This window comes from Micrococcus sp. KRD128, assembly GCF_017168395.1.
Classification (GTDB): domain Bacteria; phylum Actinomycetota; class Actinomycetes; order Actinomycetales; family Micrococcaceae; genus Micrococcus; species Micrococcus luteus.
On sequence record NZ_JABFAX010000012.1, the window covers coordinates 53,255 to 70,479 of the forward strand.

Sequence of the window (17,225 nt, forward strand, 5' to 3'; positions counted from 1 at the left end):
GTACGCTCACCTGAAGCAGTGGCGGGGTCTGGCGACCCGGTATGACAAGTACGCGATCATCTACAGGGCCGCTGTGGTGCTGAATGCTGTGCTCGCATGGTCAAAACGATTGTCAGACATGCCCTAGGGGTGGCACCTCATCTGCGGAGGCGCAGTGCTGGTATTCTTGACGGGATCCCCTGCGTGCCGCCGAAGAGTGCGGATGCATGCGTAAGGGGAGAACGCAGAACCTCCTGCCGCGGAGAGACCGCGGCCGCAAGCCCAGAGGAGGTGGGTTCGCATGCGTGCTTATGAGCTGATGGTGCTGATCGACCCTGAGGTCGACGAGCGCACCGTGGAGCCGACCCTGAAGAAGTACCTCGAGGTCGTCACGAACGCCGGCGGCACCGTCGACAACATCGACGTGTGGGGTCGCCGCAAGACCGCCTACGAGATCCAGAAGAAGTCCGAGGCCATCTACGTGGTCGTCAACTTCCAGTCGGAGCCGGCCGCCACCCAGGAGCTGGACCGTCTGCTGAACCTCAACGAGACGATCCTGCGCACCAAGATCATCCGTCCGGAGGAGCAGAAGATCACCGCTGAGTGATCCTCGTACCGTGTCCGGAGGGTCTGAGAGCATCGGATCAGTCCCCGACGCCCCCACCGGAACCCCGCTGAGCAGTCCCGGATCCCCGGATCCGGTCACTGACCGGCAGAACCCCCGAAGACAGGAGTGACCATGGCAGGCGAGACCGTCATCACCGTGGTCGGCAACCTCACCGCCGACCCGGAGCTGCGCTTCACCCCGAACGGCGCGGCCGTCGCGAACTTCACCGTCGCGTCCACGCCCCGCACGTTCGACCGTCAGACCAACGAGTGGAAGGACGGCGAAGCGCTGTTCCTGCGCTGCTCGGTCTGGCGCGAGGCCGCGGAGAACGTGGCGGAGTCGCTGACCAAGGGCATGCGCGTGATCGTACAGGGTCGCCTCAGGGCGCGCTCCTACGACGACCGGGACGGCAACCGTCGCACCAGCTGGGAGCTGGACGTGGACGAGGTCGGCCCGGCGTTGCGGTTCGCCACGGCCAAGGTCACCCGCGCCCAGCGCGGCGGTGGCGGCGGTGGCGGCGGCCAGCAGGGAGGCGGCTTCGGCGGCGCCCCGGCCGGCGGCGGCTTCGGGGGGAACAGCGACGGCGGCTTCGGCGGCGCCCAGCAGGGCGGCGGCTGGGGCGGCCAGCAGCAGGGCGGCGGCCAGGCCGCACCGCAGGACCCCTGGTCCGGCGGCGGCGGTGGCGGTGGATGGGACACCCCGTCCTCCAACGAGCCCCCGTTCTGATCCTGCACTGACCGGGCGCGGCCCCCACGGCCGCGACGGACACGGAACACCACGGACCTCTCCGTCCGGGCGCATCTCGCCCGGAGGGCCGCCCCGGCGGCCCATCCCACCCGCGACCCGGCACCGCCGGGCCGCACCGCACACGGCCCCGTGCCCCGCACGGGACACCGCGTGATCCCATCCCGCAGAACCGTTCTGCGGGCTCCAGACAACTCTGAAGGAGCACCACGATGGCGAAGGCTGAACTCCGCAAGCCCAAACCGAAGTCCAACCCGCTCAAGGCCGCCAAGATCACCGAGATCGACTACAAGGACGTGGCCCTGCTGCGCAAGTTCATCTCCGACCGCGGGAAGATCCGTGCCCGTCGCGTGACCGGCGTGACCGTCCAGGAGCAGCGCAAGATCGCCCAGGCCGTCAAGAACGCCCGCGAGGTGGCCCTGCTGCCCTACGCCGGCGCCGGCCGCGGCTGATCGAGCGAGCGAAGGAAGGAACACCCAGATGGCAAAGCTCATCCTGACCCAGGAAGTGGCCGGTCTCGGCACCTCCGGTGACGTGGTCGAGGTCAAGAACGGGTACGCCCGCAACTACCTGCTCCCGCGCGGTTTCGCCACCGTGTGGACCAAGGGCGGGGAGAAGCAGGTCGAGTCCCTGCAGAAGGCCCGCGCGGCCCGCGCCGTGGCGAACCTGGAGGACGCGCAGGCCCAGGCCGCCCAGCTCCAGTCCGCCACCGTGAAGCTCGAGCGCACCGCCGGTGCGGAGGGCCGCCTGTTCGGCGCCGTCCAGACCGCCGACGTCGCCGAGGCGATCGAGGCCGCCGGCCTCGGCTCCGTGGACAAGCGCTCGATCACCCTGCCGGCGCACATCAAGTCCGTGGGCAACCACGAGGCCCAGGTCCGCCTGCACGAGGACGTCATCGCGACCGTCCAGCTGCAGGTCGTGGCCGCCAAGGCCAAGAAGTGATCATCCGCTTCTGAACGCGTCGAGTACGCGTCATCCGCCCGATGATGCCCCGCCCGTTCCACTCGAACGGCGGGGCATCATCGTGTGTAGGGCGCGATAGGGTGGTGCCAACTGTTCGGTGTCCTATACACTGAACTGACGACCGGGAGGGGTTCGCAACGCCCCGTGGCTCTCGATAGGGAGCCCCCGGTTTCTTTTTCGCGCAGATTCAGTCGAGACCGCTGTCCCAGTCGTGTCGCCAGACGAACGTTGGCACGCCGTCATTTCGCCACCCCAATGTCGCTCCGGGATACCGAGCAAACTCGATCTGATGGATCTCGCGGTCAACGCTGCCCCAAGGTGCAGATCGCCGGGCGGGCCCGGCGAAACGCCCGAAGGGATAAACCTTGACCCCATATCCATTGGGATCTCCGGACGGAGAGCAGGCCGTGCTGCGCAGGAACGTTCGGACATACCCGGGGTCGTTTGAGTTGAAGTAGCGGGAGATCGCGCCCGCCGCCAAGTCAGCGACCTGAATTCCGATGCTCTCTTCGGATGGGATGAAGGCGATGGTGTCTAGGATCCGGTCATATTTCAGGAACTCGGACCCATTCCGCATCACCTCCCGTAATGCCTTGTCATCGGCCTGTTCCTCGTCCATGAGGACCAACGCATGCGTCGCGTGCTTCTTTGCGTTCATTTGAATGCGCTCGAGGAGGGGGGTGAGGGCCTCCTTGAGTGGGTGAGCCTCCTCGCGCAATTGCCTCTGGTCTACGACAACGCACAGGAATTCGACGGAGGGCACTTGAGCTGCCTCACGCAGTGCCGAGTACACGAACGCGCGACGTTCATTCGGGTCCGTCAGCCCAGCGCGGATCATCCAATGCGGCTTGCGCGGCTTGTTGTCCTTGCTTCGCCCGACCTGATTGAACTTCAACTCGACGGGATGCCCCAGCGGCATGCCGTAACGCTCCGCCACGGCGCGGATCTTGCTGCCCAGCTCCGGGACCCGGGCAGCCTCGATGCCGAACCCTCCGAGCGCGAAGTAGGGCTTCGTGGGATCCCCACTGCGGTCGCCGGAGTCGTCGAAGTAATAGACTCGCACATACCCTCCTCATTCCGTCTGCACATCATCCCATCCGATCCGGAGCATGTGGCGATCAGTGATCTAGTAGTCCCCTGCGCGAACCTCAGGCCGGATTCTCTTCGGGGCCTCGTGCCGTGGGGGAACATGGAGGTCATGCCCTCCGCCCCACCGCCCTCCGACCCCGCCGGCTCGACGGCGGCCCCGCGCCCGCCGCTGTGGACGCGCCCGTTCATCCTCGTCAGCGCCACCTACCTGTTCGTGGCGATGATCTTCTACACGCTCATGACCGCGATGGCGCTCTACGCCGTCACGTCCTTCGGCGCGTCGGACGCAGAGGCCGGCGTCGTGGTGGGGGCGTTCGTGCTGGGCGCGGTCCTCACCCGCATGACGACGACGCCCGCCACCTTCGCGTGGGGGCGGCGGCGGGTCCTGCTCGTCGCCTTGGCCTGCTACGTCCTCACGACGGCGGCGTACCTCTGGGCGGACTCCCTGGCCGCACTGACCGCGGTACGCCTGCTCAACGGCATGTGCTTCGGCGCGGCCGGCACCGTGCTGGCCACGGCCGTGCAGCGGATCGTCCCGCCCGTGCGCCGCTCCGAGGGCACCGGCTGGTTCTCCACGTCCATGACGCTCGCGGGCGCCGTCGGGCCGATGGTGGCCCTGCAGCTGAGCACGGCCCTCGGCTACGACGCCCTGTTCCGGGCGTGCATCGGCTTCACGGGCATGGCCCTGCTGATCGCCCTGTTCCTGCGCGTGCCCGAGCCGCCGCTGACGGGCCGGTTCCGGCTGCACCGGGCGGACGTGTTCTCCGCGGAGGTGGCGCCGGCGGCGGGCGTGGCCCTGGCCTCCGGGTTCATGTACGGCGGCATCCTCGCGTTCATGGCCACGTTCGCGCAGCAGCAGGGCTACCCGGCGATGGTGCCGAGCCTGTTCTTCCTGCTCTTCGCCGCGGGCACCATCGTGGGCCGCGCCGTCCTGGGCGTGCTGCACGACCGGCACGGGGACAACGCCGTCGTCTACCCGATCCTCGCGGGCATGGCCGTCTCCTACGCGGTGCTGGCGCTGTGGCGGGAGCCGGCGGGCATGCTCGCGGCCGGCGCCCTGCTGGGGCTGACCTACGGGCCCGTGGTGAGCGTGTTCCAGACCATCGCGATCAAGGTGGTCCGGCCCACCGAGATCGGCGTCGCCACGGGCACGTTCTTCCTGCTCCTGGACCTCGGCACCGGCCTCGGCCCCATGGTGCTCGGCGCGGTGGCGGCCGCCGTCGGGATCCCGGTGATGTACCTGCTCTCCGGCGGCGTCGGGGTGGCGCTGCTGCTCTACTACCGGCTCGTGCACGGCGGCCGGGCCATCGCCCGGCGCCCGTCCCCGGCCTGAGCGGGGCGGCGCGCTCAGGCGGGCCCGTGCCGGCGCGCCTCCTCGACGGCGCTCGCGACGCCGCTGTGCCACGGCTCGCCGTGACCGGGCAGGACCGTGCCGGCTCCCGTCGCGGCGAGGGCGTCCAGCGAGCGCAGGGCGAGGCCGCTGTCGGCGGTCGCGGCCCCGGCGATGATGCGCGGGCCGCGGCGACCGGTGTAGGGGTCCAGGGTGACGAGGGCGTCGCCGGAGATGAGGACGTCCCGGTCCGGCAGGTACAGGGCGCAGTGGCCGTGCGTGTGGCCCGGGCTCGGCACCACCACGGGGCGCCCGGGGACGGGCACCGTCTCCCCCGGGGTGAGCTCGGCCGTCGCCCTGACGCCCTTCACCGCGAACACCCCGGCGGCCACCATCGAGCCCAGGATCGGCAGCGCGGCCGGGTGGCGGAGCGGGTAGAGCGCGCGCGGGTTCTCGTGCGCGTAGGAGTAGGGATGGGCGGCGAGGTCGTGCTCGGCGCGGTGGGCGTACACCGGAACCCCCAGCCGCTCCACGAGGCGACGCGCGGCGCCGACGTGGTCGAAGTGCGCGTGCGTGAGCACGAGGGCCTTGATGTCCTCCGGGCGACGCCCGAGCGCGCGCACGGCGTGCCCCAGCGGGCGCCACACGGCGGGCAGGCCCGCGTCCACGAGGGTCAGCCCGTCCGTGTCCTCGATGAGATAGCAGTTCACGTTCGCGTGCTGGACGAGGTGGATGCCGGGGGCGACGGGACGGGCGGTCATGACGGAACCTCCAGGACGGTGGGCGGGTCGCACCGCCGGCCCGGCGAGGGCCTCGGCGGGCGGTTCAGACCCCCAGTGGAGCATCGGCGCACGTGGCCGCGATAGGGCTCAGCGTCCCGCGCCGGCCGACGACGACGCCCCGCATCCCCGGCTCGCCCTGCGGCGCAGCCCGGGGTCAGAGCGCGGGCGTCGGGGCTCGCCGCGGCCCGTGCGTGATCCGGCGCAGCAGCAGCTCGGCGGGGCCGCGCCGGCCTGCCCGGTCCAGGACCACGGCGAGCGCCAGGGCCACGAGCCACGCCGCGGCGGCGACGCCGAGGGAGGCCGCTGTGCCCAGGTCCCGGCCGAGGCCGACGCCCCAGCCGGCCAGCAGCGGGGCCATGAGCGCGGTCAGAAGCAGGTAACCGCTCAGGGACATGCGTCCCAGCGCGGACAGCGCTCGCGCCGGGGCGGGCAGGGCACCCGCGCGCCCCTCCAGCCGTGCAGCCACCAGTCCGAGCAGGGCCGCATAGCCGAGGCCGCCGAGCACGCCGGTGGCGAGGTGCACGCCCGTCGTGAGGAGCGGCGAGACAGGGTCGGGCCACACCCCCAGCGGCGTGAGCGCCAGCGGGAGACCGCCGAGCCAAGCCGCGGGGATGCCGACGACGGCGATGCGGGTGAGCTCCCGCCGGTGCTCCGCTGGGCGGTCGAGGAGGCCGCGGCGGGCCCACAGCAGACCCGTCAGCATGGGGACGGTCACCGTGAGCACGAGCGGCATGGTGATCGAGGCGCCGAGCCACACGGCCAGCCGCTCCGGCAGGTCCACGAGCCAGGACGCGTCCGACGCCTGCCCGACCTCCTGGGCGGACTCCTGGATCAGCGCGTCCAGGTCCAGGCCCTCCCCGGGGAGCGTCTCGCGCCCCATCGCCAGGGCCCACATCACGAGCGGCGTGAACAGCGCGACGAGCCCGGCCACCACGGCCATCACCCACGCCAGCGCGTTGCGCCACAGCCGCACGGTGCGATCGGTCCGGCGGTAGAACGCGTAGGTCAGCACGAAGCCGAGCACGGCGTAGCCGCCCAGGATGTCCCCGGACCACAGGAGCACGGTGTGCGCCAGGCCGAGCAGCGCCAGACCGAGGTGCCGCCGGTCCAGCGTGGCGCGGAACGCCTCCCACGGCAGCCCCCGGGCCTGTTGGCTGCGGCCGAACTGGACCATCGAATACCCGAACAGCAGGGCGAACATCGGCAGAGCGCGTTGGTCCACGGCCATCAGCATGACGGCCTGGGCCACGGCGTCCACGGTGGTCTCCGGCTCCGAGTGGGTGCCGACGGGCATCCCGCGCAGCGGCAGCCAGTAGGCCACGTTCGCCAGCGCGATCAGCAGCAGCATGACGCCCCGGGCCAGGTCCGGGGCGAGGGCGCGGGCGCGGCCGGGGGCCGCCGTCGTCGTGGGGGTGCTCATGCGTCCCATCCACCGATGTGCACGAGGGCGTCGCCGCGGTGCACCAGGGGTGCCTCGGTGCGGCCGATGACCACGCCGGTCAGCTCGGCCTTCACGTGCGCGAGGCGACGGCCGAACGAGTTGTAGAGCGCGCCGATGCGGTCCCCGGCGCTCACGCGTTCGCCGAGCGCGACGTCCAGGTGCACGAGGCCGTCCGCGCGGGCGCGCACCCACGTGGACTGCCACACCAGGTACGGGGCGTCCTGCTCGCCGTCGACGACGTCGGGGTGCACGGCGGCGGTGTCCTCGCCGGTGGCGTCGGTCGCCTCGGGCACGTCCGTGGTCCGCTCCTCGGGGACCTCGCCGGGCAGCGGACCGGGGGCGTCGACGACGGCGTCCGGCCCGGGCTCGGTGAGCCCGACGTCGGCGGGATCCACCATGTCCAGGGCCGCGAGCACGCGCAGGACCCCGTCCACGCCGGGGGCGATCGCGTACTCGTCGAACCGCCAGGCCTCACCGGCCTCGTAGAGCAGCACGCGGGCGCCGGTCTCGCGGGCCGCAGCGCGCAGGGAGCCGTCCCGCAGGCGGGCGTGGAAGAGCACGGGGGCGCCGAACGCCTCGGCGAGCGCGCGGGTCTGGGGGTCCTCCAGGTCGCACCGGATCTGCGGCAGGTTGGAGCGGCGGTCCGCGCCGGTGTGCAGGTCGATGCCCACGGTGCAGCGGCCGATCACCTCGGTCATCATCAGGTGCGCGATGCGTGAGGCCAGGGAGCCCCGGGCGGAGCCGGGGAAGGAGCGGTTCAGGTCGCGGCGGTCCGGCAGATAGCGGTCCCCGGCCATGACGCCGAGCACGTTGACGATGGGCACGGCCAGCAGGGTGCCGCGCAGGTGCGTGGGCTGCAGGCGCTCCAGGACGCGGCGGATGATCTCGACGCCGGCCACCTCGTCCCCGTGGATCGCGGCGGAGACCCACACGGTGGGCCCGTCCTCGCGGCCGTGCAGCACGTGCACGGGCAGGGTGACGTCCGCGCCCGTGACGAGCTGGGAGATCGGCAGGGACAGCTCGTGGCGGCGGCCGGCCGGCACCTCGACCCCGCCGAACGCGAAGGGGGCGCGGGCGGGGCGACGGCTCACGCGCGTCCCCGGTTCCGGCGGCGCACGCCGCGTGGCGGCTGCCCGCCCACGTACGAGGCGGCGGGGTCCACGAGGAGGCCGCCGGCGGCCAGCGCGGTGCGCCCCACGAGCATGCGGAAGCCCATCTCGTCCCGGTGGGTCAGGGTCACCTCCGCCTCGGTCGTGCGGCCGGCCAGGGTCAGCGGCATCACGACGACGACGCGCTCCTGCGCCTCGCCGTTCGAGGAGCGGACCGTGCGCAGACCGGCCACCGGCAGCTCGGCCGTCCGCGCGTCCGCGGCCGAGGTCTGCCACGGGTGCACCTCGAACCGGACCCACGCGGCGCCGTCGCGGGCGAACCGCTCGATGCCGAAGGCGTGGAGCGCCGAGGTGCGGGCGCCGGTGTCGATCTTGGCCTTGATCCAGGGGGTGTGGGCGGCGGGCAGGCCGACCCATTCGCGCCAGCCCACCAGCCCCGGGCGAGCGGCGCCGTCGTCGGTGGGGGGCACGCCGTGGGGGGCCGGGGCCGTGTGCTTAGATTCAGACACGCCCCTCATCCTCCCAGGAAAGCGGTCATGAAGCTCGCCATCCTCTCCCGTTCCCTGCGCGCCTACTCGACGCAGCGCCTCAAGACCGCGGCGCTCGAGCGCGGCCACCAGGTGAAGGTCCTGGACACCCTGCGCTTCGGCATCGACCTCAGCTCGGACGAGCCCGATCTGATGTTCCGCGGCCGCCCCCTCTCCGGCTACGACGCCGTGCTGCCGCGCATCGGCAACTCGGTGACCTACTTCGGCACCGCCGTGGTGCGCCAGTTCGAGCAGATGGACGTCTACACGCCCAACACGGCCGCCGGGATCATGAACTCGCGGGACAAGCTGCGGGCCACGCAGATCCTCTCCCGCCACGAGATCGACATGCCCGCCACCGTGTTCGTGCGCAACCGCGGCGAGGTCTCCACGGCGATCGACATGGTGGGCGGGGCGCCCGTGGTGATCAAGCTGCTCGAGGGCACCCAGGGCATCGGCGTGATCCTGGCGCCGACCAAGAAGGTGGCCGAGGCGATCATCGAGACGCTGCACGGCACCAACCAGCAGGTGCTCATCCAGCGGTTCGTGGAGGAGTCCAAGGGCACGGACATCCGCGCGCTCGTGGTGGGGGACCGCGTGGTGGCCGCGATGCGCCGCCGGGCCCAGGGGGACGAGTTCCGCTCCAACGTGCACCGCGGCGGCACCGTGGAGCGCGTCGAGCTCTCGCCCGAATACGCGGAGACCGCCGTGCGGGCGGCCCACATCATGGGCCTGCGCGTGGCCGGGGTGGACATGCTCGAGGGCGAGCACGGCCCGCTGGTCATGGAGGTGAACTCCTCCCCGGGGCTGCAGGGCATCGAGGCCGCCACGGACCTGGACGTGGCCGGCGCGATCATCGACTACGTGGCGGACCAGGCCGGCTTCCCGGACATCGACGTGCGCCAGCGCCTGGCCGTGTCCACCGGGTACGGGGTCGGTGAGATCACCGTGCACGCCGGCTCCGGCTGGGTGGGCCAGTCCATCGAGGACTCCGGGCTGCTCGCGAAGGACCTGCAGGTGCTCACCCTGCACCGCGGCACCTCCGTGTTCCCCAACCCCGCGGACAGCAAGGTCCTCGAGGAGGGCGACCGGCTGCTCTGCTTCGGCAAGACCGAGAACATGCGCGCCCTCATCCCCGCCCGCGCCCGCCGCCCCAAGCGCGTGCGGAGGCTGCCGGCCACCCCGATCCTCGCGTCCGTCGCCGAGGAGGCCCCGGCGCCCGAGGCGCCCGCCGACGACGCCTGAGACCGGGCGCGGGACTCAGGGGGCCGGGGCGAACGCGCCGATGCCCGTGAGGTGCCTACCGAGCGTGAGCTGGTGGACCTCGTCCGTGCCCTCGTAGGTGCGCACGGACTCGAGGTTGTTCGCGTGCCGCAGCGGCGAGTGCTCCAGGGTGATGCCGTTGCCGCCGAGCATCTCGCGGGCCTCCCGCGCGATGCCGATGGCCACGCGGCAGTTGTCCAGCTTGCCGGCGGAGATCATGGCGGGGGTGAGCGGGCCGGCGTCCTTGGCGCGGCCGATCTGGTGCGCCAGCAGGTAGCCCTTGCCGATGGCCACGGCCATGTCCGCGAGCTTGGCCTGCGTCAGCTGGTGGGAGGCCAGCGGCACCCCGAATTGCTGCCGCTGCATCGCGTAGTCGAGGACGGCGTCGAAGGAGTCGCGGGCGGCGCCCATCGCGCCCCAGATGATCCCGTAGCGGGCCTCGTTGAGGCACTGGAAGGGGCCCCTGAGCCCGACGGCGGAGTCGGCCGGCAGCATCGCGGAGGCGGGCAGACGCACGCCGTCGAGGTGGATCTCGCACTGCACCGAGGCCCGCATGGACAGCTTCTGGGTGATCGCCTCGGCGCGGAAGCCGGGGGTGTCCGTGGGGACCACGAAGCCGCGCACCCCGCGCCCGTCGCCGGGCTCGCCGGTCTGCGCCCAGATGATCGCGACGTCGGCCAGCGTGGCCAGCCCGATCCACCGCTTGACCCCGTCGAGCACCCAGTCGCCGCCGGGCTCCTGGCGGGCCGTCGTCGTCATGGAGGCCGGGTCCGAGCCGGCGCCCGGCTCGGTGAGGCCGAAGCAGCCGACCGCCTCGCCGGCGGTCATGCGCGGCAGCCACTGCGCCTTCTGCTCCTCGGAGCCGTGCTTGTGGATCGCGCCCATCGCGAGCGAGCCCTGCACGGAGACGAAGGTGCGCAGGCCGGAGTCACCGGCCTCGAGCTCCTGCGCGGCGAGGCCGTACTCCACCGCCGAACGGCCGGGCATGCCGTGGCCCTCGTAGGGCATGCCGAGCACGCCGAGACGGCCCAGCTCGGGGACGATCTCGCGGGGGAACACCGCGTCGTCGTACCAGCGGGCGATGTGCGGGCGGATGTGCTCGTCCACGAAACCGCGCACCTTGAGCGCGACGGCCTTCTCCTCGGCGGAGAACAGGGAGTCCAGGCCGACGACGTCGGCGCGGCCGAGGAACGAGTCGGCTTCGGCGTGGAACGGGGTGGTCATGGCGGGGGTCCTCTCTGCGGGGTGGTCAGCGGGCGTCGAGCCAGGTGTTGACGGCCGCCGTGTCCGCGCCGAGCGCGGGCGGCGCGTGGCGCGGGTGCGCGACGGGCGGGTCCCACTGCACCGGGTGGCGGAACTGCCGGCCGGCCGGGGCGCCGGAGCGGTCCTGGACCTCGACGGTCGGCTCGAGGCCGAGGGACTCGGCCAGCTCGACGCCCTCGGCGACGGTGGACACGAGGCTGGCCGGGAGTCGCTCGGCCTGCAGCACGTCCCGCCAGTGGGCGGCCGTCTCGGCGGAGAGCGCGTCCTCCAGGGCGGTGCGCAGCTCCTCGCGGTGCTCGACCCGGTCCGTGTTCGTGGTGAAGCGCGGGTCCTCGGCGAGCTCGGGGACGCCGAGGGCCGCGGCGAAGGTGCGGAACTGCGCGTCGTTGCCGATGGCGACGGCGAGCGGCGCGTCCCGGCACGCCAGCAGCTGATAGGGGGCGATCGAGGGGTGGTCGTTGCCCATCCGCCGCGGGACGACGCCGGCGCCGAGCCATGCCTGGCCCTGGTTGGCGAGCGCCCCCTGCAGCGAGGAGAGCAGGTTCAGCCGCAGGTGCGCGCCCTCCCCGGTGCGCTCGCGGCGCAGCAGGGCGGCGAGCACGCCGGCGGTGAGGTCCTTGGCCGTGAGCACGTCCACGAGGGCGACGCCCGCCTTCATCGGGGTGTCCGGCTCGCCGGTGATGCTCATGAGCCCGCCCGCGGCCTGGACGATGAAGTCGTAGCCGGGCAGGTCCCGGCCCTCGCGGTCGCCGAAGCCGGAGACGGCGGCGTAGACCACGGACGGGTTCTCCCGCGCGACGTCGTCGTAGCCCAGGCCGAGGCGCTCCATGGTGCCGGGCTTGAGGTTGTGGACCACGACGTCGGCCCGGGCGGCCAGGGCGGCGGCCCGCCGCTGGTCCTCGGGGTCCTTCAGGTTCCAGCCGACCGACTGCTTGTTGCGGTTCACGGACTCGAAGTAGGTGGCGCCCGTCGCCGAGCGGGGCGGGGCCCAGCCGCGGGTGTCGTCGCCGCGCTCGGGGTGCTCCACCTTGATGACGCGCGCCCCGAGGTCCGCCAGGGTCATGGTGGCGAGCGGGCCGGCGAGGACGCGGGAGAAGTCGGCGACGAGGACGCCGTCGAGGGGGAGCGAGGCCGGGGAGGGGGGTGGTGGCCGGGGGCACGGCGGACTCCTCACTGTGGCGGACGACACGATGATGCCTTCCACCCAAGCACCGTGCTTTCATTCCGTCCAATGACTCTTGCGGGGGTCACTGATGTGCCGGAAACATCGGTGCGGAGCGGCCCGGGGCGGCCGGGAGAGGAGCACACGTGGAGGTCCACCACGCGCGGGCGTTCCTGGCCGTCGCCGAAGAGCTGCACTTCGGGCGGGCGGCCCACCGGGTGAACCTGACGCAGCCCGCGCTGAGCCGGCTCGTGCAAGGGCTCGAGCGAACCCTCGGCGCGGCCCTGTTCGACCGGACGACGCGGAAGGTGGCGCTGACGCCCGCCGGGGAGGCGCTCGTGCCCGTGGCCGAGGACCTGGTGCACGCCGTCGAGCGGGCGGGGGAGGCCGTGCGCGGTGCGCTCGCGGGGGAGACGGGGCGGGTGCGTCTCGGTTTCGCGAGCGCGTCGGCCATCCGGCCCGTGGCGCGACTCGCCCGTGAGGTGCAGTCGCGGGCGCCCGGGCTGCGGCTCGAGTTGGAGAGCGCCCACTTCTCGCCGCAGGGGCTCGAACGGGTGCTGGAGGGGGAGCTCGATCTCTGCCTCGGCCGGTGGGACTACGTGCCGCCCGCCGTCGACGCGCTGGTGCTCGCCCAGGAGCGCCTCGTGGTCGCCCTGCCTCCGGGACACCGGCTGTGGGGCGACGCGACGGTGGCGCTCGCGGACCTCGCCGAGGACCGCTGGATCACCATCCCCGGCGGGCCCGCCTCCGCGCTGGGTGCCCGGCTGCCCACGCTCGCCCAGGCGGCCGGCTTCGTGCCGCGCATCGTGCAGCAGGCCCCCGACTCCTGGTCCCAGGTGGTGCTCGTCGACGCCGGCGTCGGGCTGGCCCTGACCGTGGACTCGGTGCGGGAGAACATCCGAGGCGAGGCCGTCGGCTGGGCTGAACTGGAGGATGCCGGGCCGCCGTTGGACGTGCAGCTGATCTGGCGGGCCGGCCGCGGAGACCCCGCCGTCGCGCGCGTGGTGGCCATCGCGGCGGCCTTGTTCGGTGGCGACGACGACGGCCAGGACAGCCCGGAGAGGCCGCGCTGACCTGCGACGCGGGCCGCGCGTGGACGCTGTCAACTCCGCCGTCCCCAGATCCGGGCACCTTGTCCACAGGAGTTGTCCACAGATGTGGAGGGTGTGGACGACGGTGTGGATAGGCGTGTACCAGGCGGTGTGATGAGGGCGCAAACGAGGGTGCTGTCAAGTTGGATCGACGGGGCCGAAAGGGGAGTGGAGAATCTTCCTCCACAGCCCTGGGGATTGCATCGTCCCAGGTCAGAGCCGGATTCTGGGAGTGGCTGAACGGTTGTCCCCAGAGCGGTCCCCAGGCGATCCACACGACACGCCGCCGAATCCACACGTTGTCCACAAGGCCTGTGGGAAACGCGGTTGCCCAGCCTCCACGGCGCGCGTAGTGTCGCGTGGTATCCCCAACGCGAGGGCGGGTATTGGCCGCAGGTGACCACTGACAGGCGCGCATCCGCTCAGACCGTCGCCCCGGGGACCGTCGCACCGTCCGCCTGCAGGAGGGTGCGGCGGCACGGGCGGTGACAACAGAGGAATCAGGGCCGGGAAGACCGGCGAGGGCCGCCGTCGTGCGGGCTGTGGGAAGGGAGTCTCCGGACGTTGACTGAGAACTACGGAGACTCGGGCTCCTACGACGGCGGCCGTTCCTCTGAACGCTTCCTGCCGCCCCAGGACCTGGAGGCGGAGCGCTCGGTGCTGGGCGGCATGATGCTCTCCAAGGACGCGATCGCGGACGTGGTGGAGCTGCTGCGCGGCCACGACTTCTACCGGCCGAGCCACGAGATGATCTACGAGGCGATCATCGACCTCTACGGCCGCGGCGAGCCCGCGGACGCCGTCACCGTGGCGGACCTGCTGAACAAGCGCCAGGAGCTCAGCCGCGTGGGCGGCCCCGCCGTGCTGCACGAGCTCATCCAGTCCGTGCCCACCGCCGCCAATGCGAGCTTCTACGCGGAGATCGTGGCGGAGAAGGCCGTCCTGCGGCGCCTCGTGACCGCCGGCACCAAGATCACCCAGCTGGGGTATCAGGGCGACGGCGAGGTCGAGGAGATCGTCAACGAGGCGCAGTCCGAGATCTACAAGGTGGCGGAGAACCGCCAGTCCGAGGACTACGTGCGCCTCGCGGAGATCATGGAGCACGCCGTCGACGAGATCGAGGCGGCCGGCAACCAGGGGGAGGGCCTGACGGGCGTCCCCACCGACTTCTACGACTTCGACGAGCTGACGCAGGGCCTGCACGGCGGGCAGATGATCGTGATCGCGGCGCGCCCCGCTGTTGGAAAGTCCACGCTCGCGCTGGACTTCGCGCGGGCCGCGGCCATCCACCACAACATGGCCACCGTGTTCTTCAGCCTCGAGATGGGCAAGAACGAGATCGCCATGAGGCTCTTGAGCGCCGAGGCGACGATTGCGCTGCAGGACCTGCGCAAGGGCACCATCCGGGACGACCAGTGGTCCAAGATCGCCGCGACCGTGGGGCGGCTGAACGAGGCGCCGTTCTTCATCGACGACTCCCCGAACATGACCATGATGGAGATCCGCGCCAAGTGCCGGCGCCTCAAGCAGAAGAACAACCTCAAGATGGTGGTGCTGGACTACCTGCAGCTCATGAGCTCGGGCAAGAAGGTCGAGTCCCGTCAGCAGGAGGTGGCCGAGTTCTCCCGTGCCCTCAAGCTGCTGGCCAAGGAGCTCGACGTGCCGGTGATCGCGCTGAGCCAGTTGAACCGTGGGTCAGAGCAGCGCACGGACAAGCGGCCGCAGGTGTCCGACCTGCGCGAGTCTGGTTCGATCGAGCAGGACGCGGACATGGTGATCCTGCTCCACCGCGAGGACGTGTACGACAAGGAGTCCCCGCGCGCCGGTGAGGCCGACCTGATCGTGGCCAAGCACAGGAACGGGCCCACGAAGACCATTGTGGTGGGGTTCCAGGGGCACTACTCGCGGTTCTCGAACCTGGCGGCCGACGGCGGCGGGCCCGGCGGGTTCTGAGCGGGTGCGTAACGAGGCGTTGACGCGCCCGCGGAGCAAGCGTCACTGAGTTCCACCCTCCCATCAGTGAGCAAAGTGACGCCGTCACTCGGCAAAGTGAACCCTCACTGTGTAGAGTGATCGTATTCTGACGGATGGAACGAGGTGCCCGTGTCGATCGACGAGAGCGTGATGCGCGACGTCCTCCGCCTCCGGCGGCAAGGCTCCGACGATGCTCTGTGCGAAGCGAAGGCCGCGGCCGGGGGCCTGCCCAAGGACGTGTGGGAGACCGTCAGTGCGTTCGCGAACACCCGGGGCGGACGGATCCTCCTCGGCCTGGCTGAGGCCGGCGGATTCGTGCCGGCAGATGGGTTCGACCCCCAGCGCGTCATCGACCAGTTCGTCTCAGGCATGGGCGAGGGCGAGCAGGGCTCACGGCTCGCCAACCCACCGCTGTTCACCGTCAACAGGGCCGAAGTAGAAGGCCGACCGGTGGTGGTCATCGACGTCGCCGAGAATGAACTCTCGCGAAAGCCGTGCTGGCTGAGCGCGGCCGGAATCGAGCGGGGCAGCTACAAGCGGGTGGACGACAAGGACCGTCGCCTGTCCAGCACGGAGATCTACGAGTTGCGCCATGCTTTGACGCAGTCCTCGGTGGACCTCTCTCCGGTCCCGGGGGCGTCACTGTCAGATCTTGATGAGGCCCAGATCGAAGCCCTCCTGGACCGCCGTGCGGGTTCAGTCGCACTCCGGGGCGCGGAGGATCGGCACGCTCGGCTGCGACGGTTGAACGTGCTCACGAGCGACGGCGAGGTCACGCTCGCGGGACTGCTCAGTCTGGGAATGTACCCGCAGCAGTTCTTCCCTCGTCTGCTGGTGGATGTGACCGTCCATCCTGGCGTGACGAAAGCGGCCGGCGGCGGGCGGATCCGCTTCACAGATCGCCACCAGTGCGAGGGGGCACTGCCGGAGGTGGTCCAGAGCGCCGTCGCCACGACGGCCCGGCATCTTCAGCGCTATGCCACGGTGGAGGGCGGTGGTCGGATCGAGCATCTGGAGATCCCGGAGGAGGTGCTCCGTGAGGCTGTCGCGAACGCCGTGGTGCACCGCGAGTACGCGGACCTCTTCCAGGGTGAGCCGGTAGCGGTGGACATCTATCCAGACCGAGTGGAGATCGCGAGCCCGGGTGGCCTGTGGGGCGGCAAGACCGTGGACAACCTGGACGACGGCAGATCCATGTGCCGCAACAAGGCCCTCATGCAGATGCTGCAGCACGTGCCCCACCACGAGGCCGCGGGTTTCACCGTGGAGGGCCAGGGCGGTGGGGTGCGCATGATGGTCAACCAGATGACGGCCCACGCTCTGGAGCGGCCGTCCTTCGTGGCACGGCCTGACCAGCTCCTGATCACGCTGCGCCGCCACGGCGTGGAGATCCCGGCGCTGCGTCAATGGCTGCAGGATCTGAGCAGTGAGGAGCTCAGCGAGCAGGAGGAAGCCGTTCTCCTGATCGCCCGGCGGGAGGGAGGGGTGAGCGTCCCTGACCTTCGGCAGTTGTTGGGTGTGGATTCGGACGAGATCCGCGCGCTCCTTCACGGCCTGGCGTCCAAGGGCCTGATGCGGGAAACCAGCGTCGACGCCTTCGCCCTGTGGGCCGACGAACCAGGTCTCACGGAGGCGGAGCGGGATGTCGTGGAGGCCCTGGCCAGGACTGCTCAGGAGAGCGTGAGCGTGCATGACCTCGCCGCGGCCACCGGACGGGCAGTCACCTCCCTGCGGCCTGTGCTGCGGGGGCTGATCGACAGGGGCGTTGTCTTGGCGACGGCACCGCCGACGAGTCGGAATCGGCGCTATGCGTTGCCGCAGTAGCAAGACTCAGCGCCCGTTCTCGATGGGGAGGCGTCTGCGCGTGGGCGCCCCTTGATATAGGCCAGTCACGTGGTCTT

At 71.4% G+C, this 17,225-nt stretch carries 16 protein-coding genes and 1 pseudogene; 10 read left to right on the forward strand and 7 right to left on the reverse strand.

Annotated features, from left to right (window positions below):
* The 5 genes and pseudogenes from J1M44_RS05185 to rplI form a co-directional block, all read left to right on the forward strand.
* Positions 1 to 127, forward strand: a pseudogene (locus J1M44_RS05185) (IS5/IS1182 family transposase); the annotation flags it as partial.
* Positions 128 to 280: 153 nt separating this feature from the next.
* Positions 281 to 586, forward strand: a complete 306-nt coding sequence (gene rpsF, locus J1M44_RS05190) for a 30S ribosomal protein S6 (RefSeq protein ID WP_002857790.1) — start codon at positions 281 to 283, stop codon at positions 584 to 586.
* Positions 587 to 718: 132 nt separating this feature from the next.
* Positions 719 to 1,312 (forward strand): single-stranded DNA-binding protein, encoded by a 594-nt coding sequence (locus J1M44_RS05195; protein WP_144824441.1) that lies wholly within the window; start codon positions 719 to 721, stop codon positions 1,310 to 1,312.
* A gap of 230 nt (positions 1,313 to 1,542) precedes the next feature.
* Positions 1,543 to 1,782 (forward strand): 30S ribosomal protein S18, encoded by a 240-nt coding sequence (gene rpsR / locus J1M44_RS05200; RefSeq protein ID WP_002857788.1) that lies wholly within the window; start codon positions 1,543 to 1,545, stop codon positions 1,780 to 1,782.
* A gap of 28 nt (positions 1,783 to 1,810) precedes the next feature.
* On the forward strand, positions 1,811 to 2,272 hold the full coding sequence (gene rplI / locus J1M44_RS05205; RefSeq protein WP_002857787.1) for a 50S ribosomal protein L9: 462 nt from the start codon (positions 1,811 to 1,813) through the stop codon (positions 2,270 to 2,272).
* Between the two features lie 208 nt (positions 2,273 to 2,480).
* Here the strand turns inward: rplI and J1M44_RS05210 are convergent, their stop codons facing one another.
* On the reverse strand, positions 2,481 to 3,356 hold the full coding sequence (locus tag J1M44_RS05210) for a DUF3800 domain-containing protein (protein WP_144824442.1): 876 nt from the start codon (positions 3,354 to 3,356) through the stop codon (positions 2,481 to 2,483).
* Positions 3,357 to 3,491: 135 nt separating this feature from the next.
* On the opposite strand from J1M44_RS05210, the gene J1M44_RS05215 reads away from it, so the two are divergent.
* A complete protein-coding gene (locus tag J1M44_RS05215) occupies positions 3,492 to 4,715 on the forward strand; it encodes an MFS transporter (RefSeq protein WP_241252822.1) in 1,224 nt (407 codons plus the stop codon).
* 14 nt (positions 4,716 to 4,729) lie between these two features.
* Here J1M44_RS05215 and J1M44_RS05220 read toward each other — a convergent pair whose 3' ends face one another.
* The 4 genes from J1M44_RS05220 to J1M44_RS05235 all read right to left on the reverse strand — a co-directional run bounded on the left by J1M44_RS05220 (position 4,730) and on the right by J1M44_RS05235 (position 8,553).
* Positions 4,730 to 5,473, reverse strand: coding sequence for an MBL fold metallo-hydrolase (locus J1M44_RS05220; protein ID WP_144824444.1), 744 nt, complete (start codon positions 5,471 to 5,473; stop codon positions 4,730 to 4,732).
* 175 nt (positions 5,474 to 5,648) lie between these two features.
* Positions 5,649 to 6,914 (reverse strand): DUF418 domain-containing protein, encoded by a 1,266-nt coding sequence (locus J1M44_RS05225; RefSeq protein ID WP_144824445.1) that lies wholly within the window; start codon positions 6,912 to 6,914, stop codon positions 5,649 to 5,651.
* Entirely contained in the window at positions 6,911 to 8,026 is a 1,116-nt protein-coding gene (locus tag J1M44_RS05230; RefSeq protein ID WP_144824446.1) for a succinylglutamate desuccinylase/aspartoacylase domain-containing protein, read from the reverse strand. The genes J1M44_RS05225 and J1M44_RS05230 overlap by 4 nt, the downstream gene beginning before the upstream one ends.
* A complete protein-coding gene (locus J1M44_RS05235; RefSeq protein WP_144824447.1) occupies positions 8,023 to 8,553 on the reverse strand; it encodes a putative ATP-dependent zinc protease in 531 nt (176 codons plus the stop codon). Before J1M44_RS05235 ends, J1M44_RS05230 begins: the two co-directional genes overlap by 4 nt.
* Positions 8,554 to 8,580: 27 nt before the next feature.
* Between J1M44_RS05235 and rimK the strand changes: the two genes are divergently transcribed.
* Positions 8,581 to 9,816, forward strand: a complete 1,236-nt coding sequence (gene rimK / locus J1M44_RS05240) for a 30S ribosomal protein S6--L-glutamate ligase (RefSeq protein ID WP_206480716.1) — start codon at positions 8,581 to 8,583, stop codon at positions 9,814 to 9,816.
* Between the two features lie 15 nt (positions 9,817 to 9,831).
* Here the strand turns inward: rimK and J1M44_RS05245 are convergent, their stop codons facing one another.
* Entirely contained in the window at positions 9,832 to 11,058 is a 1,227-nt protein-coding gene (locus tag J1M44_RS05245) for an acyl-CoA dehydrogenase family protein (RefSeq protein WP_144824449.1), read from the reverse strand.
* 25 nt (positions 11,059 to 11,083) lie between these two features.
* The gene (locus J1M44_RS05250) at positions 11,084 to 12,160 is read right to left on the reverse strand and encodes a CoA transferase (RefSeq protein WP_241252823.1); all 1,077 of its coding nucleotides are present in this window, start codon (positions 12,158 to 12,160) and stop codon (positions 11,084 to 11,086) included.
* A gap of 245 nt (positions 12,161 to 12,405) precedes the next feature.
* On the opposite strand from J1M44_RS05250, the gene J1M44_RS05255 reads away from it, so the two are divergent.
* The 3 genes from J1M44_RS05255 to J1M44_RS05265 all read left to right on the forward strand — a co-directional run bounded on the left by J1M44_RS05255 (position 12,406) and on the right by J1M44_RS05265 (position 17,148).
* A complete protein-coding gene (locus J1M44_RS05255) occupies positions 12,406 to 13,332 on the forward strand; it encodes a LysR substrate-binding domain-containing protein (protein WP_144824451.1) in 927 nt (308 codons plus the stop codon).
* Positions 13,333 to 13,914: 582 nt separating this feature from the next.
* On the forward strand, positions 13,915 to 15,303 hold the full coding sequence (gene dnaB, locus J1M44_RS05260; protein WP_390895754.1) for a replicative DNA helicase: 1,389 nt from the start codon (positions 13,915 to 13,917) through the stop codon (positions 15,301 to 15,303).
* A 150-nt stretch (positions 15,304 to 15,453) separates the two neighbouring features.
* Positions 15,454 to 17,148 carry an ATP-binding protein gene (locus tag J1M44_RS05265; RefSeq protein WP_144824452.1) on the forward strand — a complete coding sequence of 565 codons (1,695 nt, stop codon included), beginning with the start codon at positions 15,454 to 15,456 and terminating at the stop codon, positions 17,146 to 17,148.
* Positions 17,149 to 17,225 lie beyond the last annotated feature (77 nt).